Source organism: Streptomyces sp. NBC_00986, from assembly GCF_045162565.1.
Classification (GTDB): Bacteria; Actinomycetota; Actinomycetes; order Streptomycetales; family Streptomycetaceae; genus Streptomyces.
Map to the genome: position 1 here is coordinate 4,222,241 of NZ_CP108733.1, position 11,528 is coordinate 4,233,768.

The following is an 11,528-nucleotide window of genomic DNA, read 5'->3' on the forward strand; positions in this document are numbered from 1 at the left end:
TTCACTGCACCTGGATCCACTTGGCCTCCGACGGCGTGCCCTGGGCGTCCGTCACGAAGAGCATGTACCAGCCGGGCGGCACCAGTGCCCGGTCGTTCGGGACGTCCACCGTCACCGACTTGCCGTCCTTGACGAGGCCGAGTTCGATGGAGCGCTGCTCGACGTCCGTCGTGTGCGTGACCGAACTCGGGCGCATCAGGCGGGCCTTGACGACCCGGTCGGGGTGGTCGGTGCGGAAGGTCGCGCGGTGGTGCCGGTCCAGGGTCTCCGGACCGTCCTGCAGTACGGGCCTGTTGCCGCCGTTCTTGTGCAGCGCGGGCGGGGTGAAGATCTCCATGCGCTGCTCGAAGTGACCCAGCTTGGTGTTGGCCTGGTCGTCGAAGAGCGGGTCGGAGCCGAACGTGACGACTCTGCCGTCGGGCAACAGCAGTGCCTCGGAGTGGTAGTTGCGGCCGACCATCGGGGCGGCGGCCTCACGGAAGGCGTTGCCCTTCGGGTCGTAGAACTGCGCCTTGAAGATGTTGCTGGCGCTGCGGCCGCGGTAGTCCGAGGAGCCGTTGGTGGTGAAGACCGAGTCGTCCGGCATGATCACGCTGTTCAAGTACCGCGTGCCCTGCGGGAGATCGGGGCCGTCCTTGAAGACGGGGCTGTCCTGCTTGAGGTCGACGACCGCGGTGCGCGGGGTCGACTTCTTGGACTCGCCGACGCCTCCGCCGCCGAGGATCATCACCTTCTGGTCCTGCGCGGGCGGCAGGAGCAGCGAGGACGAGGTCTCGGTCTCGTCGGGGTCGCGCAGCCCGGCGACCTTGGTGAACTTGTTGGTCTTCAGGTCCCAGAGCCCGGGCTCACGGCCCTTGGTGGCGGGTCCGTACCCGGCGTTGGAGGCCGGGTAGAAGAGCTTGCCGCCCTTGGTGAGGAAGAGGGCCGGGTAGGTGGGGAAGTAGCGCTTGGGGCCCGGGGTCCACTTCTTGGTCTTCGGGTCGTAGATCTCGTTGTCGCCCTGGTCGATGACACCGACGTCGTCGAGCCCGGAGACGGCGAGGACGCGGCCGTCGTCGAGGCCGACGAGGGTCGGGTACCAACGGGCCTTCTCCATCGGGTCGACGGGGATGTACCGCTCGGCCTTCGGGTCGAACTCGTAGGCGGCGCGGATGCCTTGGTAGTCCTGCTTCTCCAGGGTGATCTTCTCGGAGAGGCCGTACGTGTTGTTCGCGTCCTTGCCCTTGAGGCCGACGATGTCGTACTGGGCCTGGTTCTCGGTGACCGACATCGGGCCCGCCTCGGCGGCCTCGACGAAGACGCGGACCTCGCTCGCGGTGACCTTGGTCTGCCAGGGCTGCATCACACCACGGGCGTTGTACGTGACCTTGAACTCGCGCTTGGCCTTGGGGACGGTGACGTCGAACCTGCTGACGTAGTCGACGCCGGCCGGTGAGCGGAAGACGGTGCCCTTCTTGAGGAACATCGCCTTGTTCGGGCTCTCGTTCTTGACGCGCATCCCGCCGCCGGCCCGCTTGACCTCGCCGTCGAGGAGTTCGTAGCGGGCGGTACCGCCCGCCACCAGCAGGTTGCCGCTGGGGAGTTGGCTGTGTCCGCCGCAGAAGAAGTCGACCGGGGTCGGGATCTTCTTGAAGGTGTTGGCCTTCGGATCCCACAACACGGTGTCGAAGGAACCGGCGTTGAACTTCTTCTGCTCATTGCCTGACCCGGCCACGATCAGCACCTTGCCGGTGTGCAGGAGCGAGGCGTGGATGGCGTTGGTCCGGTACTTCTTCGGGATGTCGATCTGGTCCCAGGAGCCGTACTTGGCCATGTAGTCGGGCCGCGTGATCTTGTACTCGTGGTACTGCTCGCCGGCGAAGTCGAGGGCGGCCGGGGCGTTGAGACCGGCCAGGACTGCGATGCCTCCGATGCCGAGGACGGTCTTCCTGGTTTTCTGGGACGGATGGAAGGCCATGGTCTAGTTGCCCCCTGTCGTGGTGCTGGAGACGGACGCACCGGCCCCGGTGGTGGCGAGCGCGGGCTCGGCGGTGTCGAGGGTCCGCGCGCCGCCGAGCAGTGACCGGCGTTCCCGGCGCTCCTTGAGCAGCGAGCCGACCCAGACCCCCAGCGGGGCAAGGGAGATGACCATCGCGAGGACCGCCCAGGTGCGCATGGCCGCGTGGGTGTGGTCGAGGACGACCGACCCGGCCAGCGAGGTCGCCAGGAGGATCGCCCAGAAGAGATGGATCCGGAAGGTCATCACCCGGTCCGGACTGGCGTCACCGCCCTTGGGAGTGACGACGAACCGGCTCGGCCGACGGATGAGCGCCTCACCGAAGGACTTGAGGTAGATGGGCGCGGAGAGCGCGGACATCGCCATGCCCGCCAGCCCACCCGACCCTTCCGGCTCGTGCGGGGAGACATTGTGCCGCCGGTTCCACAGATACAGCCCGATCTGAAGGGCCGCGGCATCGCTGTAGAGCATCAGCCACACCGACGCGGCGACCTGCGTACCGGACGCCCCGAACCACAGGAACAGGAAGCAACTCATGATGCCCAGCAGCCAGTTGACGGCCGTCATCGGGTAGTAGACGAGCATCATCGTGTACGAGAACAGCCGCCCCGGAGGCATCGTGAACGGCGCCTTCCAGTACTGCTTGATCAGCGTCTCGTACGTCCCGCGCGACCACCGCATCTGCTGCGTGAAGAAGTCGGTCCAGGAGGCCGGCCCCTCCCCCACGGCGAGCACGTCGGGCGTGTAGACGGACCGCCAGTGCGTACGGGTCAACGGGTTGCGATGCCGGTGGAGTTCGAACCCGGTGGCCATGTCCTCGGTGATGGAGTCGTACAGCCCGCCGATCTGCTTGACGGCTGCCATCCGTACGACGTTGTTGGTGCCGACGAACATGGGGGCCCGGTAGCGGTTTCCGGCGCGCTGGATCAGCGCGTGGAAGAGGAACTGCTGCGACTCGGCGGCCTTGGTGACGGGGTTGTGGTAGTTCCCGTACACCTGCGGTCCTACGACGAAGGCGACGTCCGGGTCGCGGAAGTAACCCATCATCCGCTCAAGGAAGTTGGGGAGCGGCACGTGGTCGGTGTCGACGGAGGCGAAGAACTCGTAGTCGCCGCCGTGCATCGCGATCCAGGCGTTGTAATTCCCGTGCTTCGTACGGGCCTTGTGGACACCCTTGGGGCGGTTCCACTCGGGAACTCCGTGCCGCGTGAAGTGCCGTACGCCCAACTCGGCGCACAGGGCCTTGGCTTGCTCGTCGTCATCCTCGTCGAGGAGCCACACGTCGACGGGCCCGGTGTGGGTCACGTTGACCGCGCCCTCAAGAGTCGCGCGGACCATGGACAGAGGTTCCTTGCCCGGGACGTACGTCGTGAGGAAGGCGACGCGGGTGCCGGGGGCGGGGACGACGGGGATCGGGTCGCGGGCGACCAGCGTGGCGTGGGCGACGGAGGCGACGTTGACGACCATGAACAGCTCGATGAGGCCGATGGCTATCAGCATCGTGACGTCGAGCCCGACCATCCACTCCTGACCGCCCTCGCGCTCGACCCAGTGGGAGGGCCAGACGAGATAGACGAGCAGGGCGGCGGTGAGCACCGGGGCGAGGCTCATCAGGAGGACAGCGCGTATTCGGTGGGGCTCGCGCGAGAGGAGCGAGGTGTACTGCACCTGGTACGACGCACCGGACGGCTCGGTGAGCGGTCCGGCCAGTCGGCTGTAGGTGTCGTAGTCGTAGCCCTCCGGCCGCACAGCGCCCTCCAATGATTGAGGAGTGATCGACGCCCGGGTCCGAGGAACCGCTGGGTTCCGAAGATCGACCGGGCCGATACCCACACACAAGTGGAGATATGGGGGCGTGTCGAACTGGGTGCGTCCAGGTGGGTGGGGAGTTGACTCCGGCGGCCGAACCCCGGCCGAGCCCCGACTGGAGAGCGGCTCGGAGAGAATGCCGCCGTTGGTGATCTCCAGCCCTCCGAAAGGCATCCGCATGCACGACACCGCAGATCTCATCGCCGAGACCTACGCGCTCGGCGCCGGACCGTGGACGTTGGCGCCCGTCACCCGGGGCGCGCTGGGGCAGATCTGGAAGCTGTCCGGCGACGGAGAGGAGTCGGGCGCGGGGTCGAGGTCCTCGTGGGCCGTCAAGGAACTCCTCTTCGGCTGCGACGAGGACCAGGTCCGCCGGGAGGCCGCGTTACGGGAGGCCTCGGAGAGGCTGGGGATCGCGTCGCCGCGGCTGATGCCGAATCGGGAGGGGGCGTATGTCTCGTACCTGGACGCCGACTCCGGCGCCAGCTCCGATTCCAGCTCCGGCCCCGGCTCCGGTTCCAGCCCGTCCGCCGGCTCCCACATCAAGCTGTACGACTGGATCCACGGCACCCCGGCGGACGTGTCCGACCCGGAGGTCCTGGACTGGTTCGGGCGGACCATGGCGCTGCTGCACCGGGCGGGCGAGGGCGAGAGGGAGCTGCCGAGTTCCTGGTACGAACGGTGCCCGGGAGACGACGAGTGGGCGGCGCTGCACGCGGAGGTCCGGCGGGCGGGGATGCCGTGGGCGGACGAGCTGGGCCGCTTCATCGCCACCTCCGCAAGGGAGTTGGCGTCCTGGGTGACCCCGTCGGACCCCGCCGACCTGGTGACGTCCCACCTCGACCTGCAACCCCAGAACGTCCTGGTCGGCCCGGACGGTCCCGTCCTCCTCGACTGGGACAACGCCGGATCCGCTTCCGCGGAACGGGAGTTGGCCCGCGCCCTGTTCGCGTGGTCGGGCGGGAACGAGGGGGACGTGGAGGCGGGCGTGCGGGTGGCGCGGGCGTACCGGAGCGCCGGGGGGCGTGCCGTCGTACAGGGTCCGCGGTCGTTCTCGATGCTCTTCGCCACCGCGCTGAACTATGTGCGGGTACAGGCCGAGTGCGCGATCGACCCGGCGGTGACGGCGGCGCAGCGGGAGTTCGGGAGCGGGCAGGTGGTCGCCGCGATGGGTTGGGTGCCGGAGTTGGGGGTGGTGTCGCGGTTGAGTGCGGCGGTGGGGCAGGTGTGGTGAGCGACTTCGGGGCCGGGGTGGGGAGTTGGGGATGACGATTCTGGTGTCGATATGGGGAGCGGCTCCCGGGATCGGCAAGTCGACGCTGTGCGCCGGGCTGTCCCGGTCGCTCGCCGGGGCGGGGCTGCGGGTGGATCACTTCCGCGAGGAGGAGATCCTGAGTCGGCCTCAATTCGGCGCGGTGGCGGAGGAGTTCGGGGCGACGGGAACTGTGTCGCTGGAGACGCTGGTCGCGGCGACGGAGCGGTTTGTCGCTTCGATTCTGGCGGGCGACGACGATGTGGCGGTCGCGGACGCACTGGTGCCGTTCGTACCGACGCTGCTGGCGATGGGCCACGACGACGAGGTGATCGACGCGTTCATGGCCGATCTCACGCGCGTGCTGGCACCGGTCCGCACGGCCGTGGTCTTCCTCGACGGGGATGCCGGGGTCGCGCTGTCCCGGGCCGTGGAACGGGAGGGACCGGAGTGGCTCGACCGGTACGTCGGCAAGCTCGCCGCGTACGAGGTGAACCCGCCCGTGTCAGACCTCGGGTCGGCGGTGACGTACCTGAGACGCGAGCGGGAGGTGACGCTCGACGCGGTGCGGCGGCACGGGTGGGGACTCGTCGTGGTGGAACGAGCCGATGAGCTGACTCCGGGCGAGGTGCTGGGGGCGGTGGGGCAGGGCATCGAGCCCTGGCTCCCGCAGCTCCCCTGACTTCGGGGATGTCGGGGCGCGCTGTCCCGGGCTGGGAGCGGGAAGGGCTGGACCGGCCCGACCGGTACGTCGGCAAGCTCGCCGCCTACGACGTGAACCCGTCCATCGCCGGTCTCGGGTCGGCGGTGATGTACCTGGGGCGCGGGCGGAACGTCGTACAGGGGTGCTTGTCGTGGCGGGAGAAGGTCTCAAGTCCTGGCTCCCATGCGCGCTCCCCAGACTTCGAGGATGCCGGGGCCGCGCTGTCCCGGGCCGGGAAGCGGGAAGAGCCGGAGTAGATCGACTTGGATCGACTTGTACGTCGGGGAGATCGCCGCGTACGCGGTGGGCAACCCCCGGCTTTCTCGACTCCTACGGCCTCCCCGGCCCGCCTCGCCGGACGGCGCTCCCGCTACTCCGCCAGGTGTCGTTCGACCGTCTCCACCTTGGACGTGAGGCCGTTCGTCACGCCGGGGCGGATGTCTGCCTTGAGGACGACGGAGACGCGCGGGGCGCGGGCCTCGACGGCGGCCACCGCGCGCTTGACCACGTCCATCACCTCGTCCCACTCGCCCTCGATGGACGTGAACATCGCGTCGGTGCGGTTGGGCAGGCCGGACTCGCGGACCACGCGGACGGCGTCGGCGACGTACTCCCCCACGTCCTCGCCGACACCGAGGGGCGTCACGGAGAAGGCGACGATCATGCGTTCACGACCCCTTCCTGGCGGGCGCGGGAGGCGATGACCGCGTTCTCGGCCTCGCGCTTGAGCTTGCGCTCGGCGAAGAAGCCGCCGGTGGGCAGCACGGAGAGGATGAAGTAGAAGGCCGCGGTCTTCGCACCCCACTTCGTGCGGTTCCAGGCGTCGGCCCAGAAAAGGACGTAGAGGATGAAGAGGACACCGTGGACCATGCCCATGACGGGCACCGCGTTGAAGTCCGTGGTCCGCTTCAGCACCGAGCAGACGAGCAGCAGGAGGAAGGACACGGCCTCGGGGGCCGACACCAGGCGGAGGCGGCGGATGGCGGTGGCGGTCTTGATGTCCACAGGTCACCTTCGGTGAGGGAGACGTCCACAGTTTGTGAACGCGAGCACAAACGTTCACCCATTGTGGCAAACGGCTGAGCGAGCCGAGACTGGGGGTCCGCAGCCGAGCCCCCGGGAGTGCCCGTGCAGTTCGTTTTCTTCATGACGCTGCCCGGGCTGGTGGTCCTGCTGACCGCGCTCGCGTTCCTCGACCAGCTGCTCCTGAAGATGGGCCGCGCCGGAATGCTCCCCTGGCGGAACTCCGGCCGGCAGGGCCAGATATCCGCGACCGGCTTCGAGCAACTGCACGCGAGCCTGTCCCCGGGGAAGCAGACCGAGCTGAAGGAACGCCAGAGCGCGCTGGTGATGCGGGACGACGAGGAGGACGGGGACCCGCCCTGGTCGACCGTCGACCTGCGCGCGGGGACCGCCGTCATCCGGCTGACCGCGAACGCACCCCGCGACACGCCATAGGCCGCCCTCAGGGGGCAGGTCAGGGTCGTTCTCCACCCACAGGCCCTGTCCTCGACCGCATCCCTCCGGCTACCTTCGCAGCGTGGCGATGTTTCGGCTCCAGGGCAGCAAGGTGCTCGCCGTCGACATGACCGGGGACGCCGTGAAGGCGAAGAACGGCTCGATGGTCGCGTACGACGGGCAGATGGCCTTCAAGAAGATGAGCGGCGGCGGTGAGGGCATCCGGGGGATGGTGACCCGGCGGCTCACCGGTGAACAGATGACGGTGATGGAGGTGAGGGGGCAGGGGACGTGCTGGTTCGCGGACCGGGCCTCCGAGATCAACCTCGTAAATCTCCAGGGGGACAAGCTGTACGTGGAGTCGAGCAATCTGCTCGTGACCGACGCGGGGTTGCGGACGGGGACCACGTTCACCGGGCTGCGCGGCGCCTCGCAGGGCAACGGGCTGTTCACGACGACCGTCGAGGGCCACGGCCAGGCGGCGATCATGTCGGACGGTCCGGCGGTGGTGCTGCGGGTCAGCCGGCAGTATCCGCTGACCGTCGACCCCGGCGCGTACATCGCGCACCAGGGGAACCTGCAGCAGTCCTTCCAGTCCGGTGTGACCTTCCGCACGTTCTTCGGGGAGGGCGGCGGCGAGGCCTTCCAGATCCGCTTCGAGGGCGACGGACTCGTCTACGTCCAGCCCAGTGAGCGGAACACGATCGCGGGGGACGTGTGACATGGCGTTCACCGAGATCAACTCGAAGATGATCCAGGCCACGGTCATGCCGGGCCAGCGGCTGTACAGCCAGCGCGGCGCGATGCTCGCCTACAAGGGCGACGTGTCCTTCACGCCCAACATCCAGGGCGGCCAGGGCGGTGTGATGTCGATGCTCGGGCGCCGGGTGGCGAACGAGGCGACCCCCCTGATGACCGTCGAGGGCAGCGGCACCGTGATGTTCGGTCACGGCGGCCACCACATCCAGATCATCAACCTCACCGGGGACACCCTCTACGTGGAGGCCGACCGCCTCCTCGCCTTCGAGGGCACCCTCCAGCAGGGCACGATGTTCATGGGCTCCCAGGGCGGCGTCATGGGCATGGTCCGCGGCCAGGTCACCGGCCAGGGCCTGTTCACGACCACGCTCCAGGGGCAGGGCTCGGTCGCCGTGATGGCCCACGGCGGTGTCTTCGAGGTCCCGATCACCCCGGGTCGTCCGGTCCACGTCGACCCGCAGGCCTACGTCGCCCACCACGGCGACGTACGCAACAAGCTGTCCACGGCGCTCGGTTGGCGCGACATGGTGGGCCGGGGCTCCGGCGAGGCCTTCCAGCTGGAGCTGAGCGGCAACGGCGCGGTGTACGTCCAGGCGTCGGAGGAGAAGCTGTGAGCCAGTACGCGGGGTCCGGCCCCACGGTCTTCGACCCGATGACCCTCCCGGTCGACGACAACGTCAACAAGTACACCTTCTGCGTGGAGCTCAAGGGGAGCCAGTGGTTCCTGCAGAAGGGGAAGATGATCGCCTACTACGGCTCGATGGAGTTCAACGGCATCGGGCACGGGCGACTCGACCGACTTGTCCGTACGTCCTTCCATTCGCCTCTGCACGCGAGCGACTGGGTCGTGGCGGACGGCTCGGGCAAGATGCTGCTCGCCGACCGGGCCTTCGATGTCAACGCGTACGACCTCGAAGACGCCAACATGACCATTCGCTCGGGCAACCTGCTCGCTTTTCAGCCAAGTCTCGCTCTCAAGCAGTCGATTGTTCCCGGGTTTCTGACACTCATCGGAACCGGCAAGATCGTGGCCGCGTCGAGCGGCCCGGTGGTGTTCGTGGAACCCCCGATCCGGGTGGACCCGCAGGCCCTGGTCGGCTGGGCCGACTGTCCCTCCCCCTGCCATCACTACGACCACGCGTACATGACCGGCCTGATGGGCGGCCTACGTGCGATGACGGGCATCGGCGGGGCCTCCGGGGAGGAGCACCAGTTCGAGTTCGTCGGGGCGGGCACGGTGCTGCTCCAGTCGTCGGAGAACCTGATGCCCGAGCAGGCCACAGGGGTCGTGCCGCACGAGCCGGGGGTACCGAGTGGAGGCGGGGTTCCCACAGGCCCCTCACAGCAGGCGGGCGCACCGCGCCTTCCCGGACAGCTGGGGGACCTCCAGCGTCGCTTCGGGCTGTGAGCGGTAGTCTGCGGAGTGTGACGTCGAACGTGTGCGCGCCGTCACGCCACCCTCACTAGTTCGCCTTTCAACATTTTAGGTAGACTTCATTCATGGAGACCGAGACGGCCACGCGCTGGCTGACCGATGAGGAGCAGTGCGCCTGGCGCACCCATCTGGAGGTCAACAGGCTGCTGACGTACCAACTCGAGAAGGACCTGCAGCCGTTCGGCCTGACGATGAACGACTACGAGATCCTGGTGAACCTCTCCGAGGCGGAGGGCGTACGACTGCGGATGAGCGACCTCGCGGCCGCGACCCTCCAGTCCAAGAGCCGCCTCTCGCACCAGATCACCCGCATGGAGAACGCGGATCTGGTCCGCCGGGAGAACTGCGAGTCGGACCGCCGGGGGCTGTACGCGGTGCTGACCGATCACGGCCTGGAGACGATGAAGAAGGTCGCGCCCCACCACGTGGCATCCGTACGCCGGCACTTCATCGACCTCGTCACCCCCGAGGGCCTGTCGGACCTCAGCAAGACCCTGAAGCCGATCGCGGAACATCTGCGGGGCCAGCGGGGACGCCCCTGACGCCGTGAGCGGGCCGTCTGGGGGCTCCGCCCCCAGACCCCCGTCGGCCCTGAACGGGCCTCGTCCTCAAACGCCGGACGGGCTGAATATTGCCGACCTGCGTTGACGAGGCCCTGGGCGGATCGAATTATGCCGACCTGCACTGATTAGGCGTAAGACAGGCCGAATTGCTCCGACCTCGTCATGAGGCCGGGTCCACTGAAATCCGGTGCAGGACAACGTCCGCCTTTTAGGGGCGCGGGGCTGTATCAATTTGCGGCTCCGCCGCGTGGGCGCGACCGGCCACGGCACACCGGCAGCCAAGACACAACCCCCGCACCCCCCACCACCACCCCGGCGACCACGAAACAAACTCCCAACGGCAGCCGCCCCACAAGCAGCCCCGTCACCACCGACCCACCCGAACTCCCCGCGTTCACCGCCATGTTGACCCACGCCCCCGCCTGCGTCCGCGCCTCCGGCGAAGCCACCTCATCGGCGAGCAGATACGCCGTGGTCAGCGCCGGCGCCACAAAGACCCCCGCACACCCCACAGCCACGGTGAGTGACCACACCCCCGAGGCAAACCCGGCCGCGGCCAACACCACCCCGAGCCCCAACGCGGCCCCGGACAACCGAACCCGCGCGACCACACGCCAGTTGACCGCCCCGTTCAGAAGCCCACCCACCGCACTGCCCGCCGACAGCGCCGCCAGCACCCAGGGCACGACATCGTCGCCGTACCCCCGCTGCCCCACGAACGCCATCACCAACAGAGAGACCGCACTCAACGCGAGCCCCATCCCCCCGGCCACGACCACCGGACCGAGCAGCCCACGAACCCGGGCCGTCCTCAACCCCCGCCCGGCGCCCGCGGATACGCGTACTCCGGACAGCGCCGGTGACATGACGAAGGCGATCGTCCCGGTCACGATGAGGGCCGCGCTGAGCAGCACCCCGGCAGCCGGTGGAGCGAAGGTCAGCAGCGCGCCGACCGCCAACGGGCCGATGACGTACAGGAGTTCCTCCGCGACGCCGTCGAGGCTGTACGCGCGCTGCAACAGCCCACGGTCACCGACGAGTTCGGCCCACACGGAGCGCATCGTGGGTCCAAGTGGGGGCGCGCACATACCCGTCAGCGCGGCCACCGCACCCAGCACCACCTCCGGCGTCCCGGGGCTCCAGCTCACCGCCGCGAGGACGCACAGGAGACCGCCGTAGAGCATCGCCATGGGGAGGAGGGCGCGGCGCGGGCCGTGGCGGTCGACCAGGGCCGCGCGCAGGGGCAGGAGGAGGACGGTCGCGGTGCCGAAGACGGCCATGATCGTGCCGGCGGCGGCGTAGGAGCCGGTTGCGCGGACCACCGCGAGCAGGACCGCCGGGGAGACCATTCCGTACGACAGACGGCCGACCAGCGCCGCGGTGAACGTGCGGCGGGCGTACGGGACTTGGAGTACGGCGGCATACGAAGGGCACGCCGAAGCCGGCGTGGAAGAAGACGCGGACATGCGAGATGTTCCTCAACTGGAGGCAGGAGAAGGGGACGCCTGTGCGCCGCGCGACGGCGATGCGACTGGTGTCTGCCGTGCGCGGGC

At 68.6% G+C, this 11,528-nt stretch carries 13 protein-coding genes; 8 read left to right on the forward strand and 5 right to left on the reverse strand.

Features of this window, described 5'->3' with window-relative positions:
* Position 1: 1 nt before the first annotated feature.
* Both OG504_RS18085 and OG504_RS18090 read right to left on the reverse strand, forming a co-directional pair.
* Positions 2–1,957: a galactose oxidase-like domain-containing protein gene (locus tag OG504_RS18085; protein ID WP_405990755.1), complete on the reverse strand. Its 1,956-nt coding sequence runs from the start codon at positions 1,955–1,957 to the stop codon at positions 2–4.
* Between the two features lie 3 nt (positions 1,958–1,960).
* Positions 1,961–3,745 (reverse strand): glycosyltransferase family 2 protein, encoded by a 1,785-nt coding sequence (locus OG504_RS18090; protein ID WP_405990756.1) that lies wholly within the window; start codon positions 3,743–3,745, stop codon positions 1,961–1,963.
* 238 nt (positions 3,746–3,983) lie between these two features.
* Between OG504_RS18090 and OG504_RS18095 the strand changes: the two genes are divergently transcribed.
* Genes OG504_RS18095 through OG504_RS18105 form a run of 3 tightly spaced genes read left to right on the forward strand, consistent with a single transcriptional unit; the run spans position 3,984 to position 6,017 of the window.
* A complete protein-coding gene (locus tag OG504_RS18095; RefSeq protein ID WP_405990757.1) occupies positions 3,984–5,039 on the forward strand; it encodes a phosphotransferase in 1,056 nt (351 codons plus the stop codon).
* A 31-nt stretch (positions 5,040–5,070) separates the two neighbouring features.
* Entirely contained in the window at positions 5,071–5,739 is a 669-nt protein-coding gene (locus tag OG504_RS18100) for a hypothetical protein (RefSeq protein WP_405990758.1), read from the forward strand.
* A gap of 8 nt (positions 5,740–5,747) precedes the next feature.
* Complete coding sequence (locus tag OG504_RS18105; RefSeq protein ID WP_405990759.1) at positions 5,748–6,017, forward strand: hypothetical protein; 270 nt, start codon at positions 5,748–5,750, stop codon at positions 6,015–6,017.
* 113 nt (positions 6,018–6,130) lie between these two features.
* On the opposite strand, the gene OG504_RS18110 is transcribed toward OG504_RS18105, so the two are convergent.
* Both OG504_RS18110 and OG504_RS18115 read right to left on the reverse strand, forming a co-directional pair.
* Positions 6,131–6,424: an MTH1187 family thiamine-binding protein gene (locus tag OG504_RS18110; RefSeq protein ID WP_405990760.1), complete on the reverse strand. Its 294-nt coding sequence runs from the start codon at positions 6,422–6,424 to the stop codon at positions 6,131–6,133.
* Positions 6,421–6,765, reverse strand: coding sequence for a DUF3817 domain-containing protein (locus OG504_RS18115; protein ID WP_405990761.1), 345 nt, complete (start codon positions 6,763–6,765; stop codon positions 6,421–6,423). Before OG504_RS18115 ends, OG504_RS18110 begins: the two co-directional genes overlap by 4 nt.
* 123 nt (positions 6,766–6,888) lie before the next feature.
* Here OG504_RS18115 and OG504_RS18120 point away from each other — a divergent pair, with 123 nt between their 5' ends.
* The 5 genes from OG504_RS18120 to OG504_RS18140 all read left to right on the forward strand — a co-directional run bounded on the left by OG504_RS18120 (position 6,889) and on the right by OG504_RS18140 (position 9,954).
* A complete protein-coding gene (locus tag OG504_RS18120) occupies positions 6,889–7,218 on the forward strand; it encodes a DUF6191 domain-containing protein (protein ID WP_405990762.1) in 330 nt (109 codons plus the stop codon).
* 88 nt (positions 7,219–7,306) lie between these two features.
* On the forward strand, positions 7,307–7,939 hold the full coding sequence (locus OG504_RS18125) for an AIM24 family protein (RefSeq protein ID WP_405996367.1): 633 nt from the start codon (positions 7,307–7,309) through the stop codon (positions 7,937–7,939).
* Position 7,940: 1 nt separating this feature from the next.
* Entirely contained in the window at positions 7,941–8,591 is a 651-nt protein-coding gene (locus tag OG504_RS18130) for an AIM24 family protein (RefSeq protein ID WP_405990763.1), read from the forward strand.
* On the forward strand, positions 8,588–9,385 hold the full coding sequence (locus OG504_RS18135) for an AIM24 family protein (protein ID WP_405990764.1): 798 nt from the start codon (positions 8,588–8,590) through the stop codon (positions 9,383–9,385). Before OG504_RS18130 ends, OG504_RS18135 begins: the two co-directional genes overlap by 4 nt.
* Positions 9,386–9,477: 92 nt before the next feature.
* A complete protein-coding gene (locus tag OG504_RS18140) occupies positions 9,478–9,954 on the forward strand; it encodes a MarR family winged helix-turn-helix transcriptional regulator (RefSeq protein ID WP_405990765.1) in 477 nt (158 codons plus the stop codon).
* A 248-nt stretch (positions 9,955–10,202) separates the two neighbouring features.
* Here the strand turns inward: OG504_RS18140 and OG504_RS18145 are convergent, their stop codons facing one another.
* Complete coding sequence (locus OG504_RS18145; RefSeq protein WP_405990766.1) at positions 10,203–11,441, reverse strand: MFS transporter; 1,239 nt, start codon at positions 11,439–11,441, stop codon at positions 10,203–10,205.
* Positions 11,442–11,528: the final 87 nt, after the last annotated feature.